This is a genomic window from Bacillus sp. AFS001701, assembly GCF_002559405.1.
Taxonomy (GTDB): domain Bacteria; phylum Bacillota; class Bacilli; order Bacillales; family Bacillaceae_G; genus Gottfriedia.
On the sequence record NZ_NTZO01000667.1, the window covers coordinates 1 to 306 of the forward strand.

The 306-nt window shown below is 29.7% G+C and carries 1 pseudogene; it reads right to left on the minus strand.

What is annotated here, in order from left to right:
• A pseudogene (locus tag CN514_RS26045) lies at positions 1 to 306 on the minus strand (EamA family transporter); the annotation flags it as partial.

Genomic DNA, 306 nt, shown 5'->3' on the forward strand with positions numbered 1-306 from the left:
GTTTTGAAAAGAACCAAATTTAACAAAAGGAATTAAAAGTAGAAACCCTAATGTTGTCTGAAGTAATGTCGTAAAATATGAACTTGTTTGTGTAATCCCTTTATTCACAATCATTAATAATCCATAAAAGATTGCCGCAAGAAATGCCCAAATAACACCAGATGAAAGGAATTTATCAAGTGTAAAATCAGAATTAATACCGGATAAAAGAATAGAGCCGATAAAACTACTTAACACTCCAAGTAAAGGAACTACCGTGATTTTTTCTTTATAAATTAAACTTCCCAATAAGAATAATATAACGGG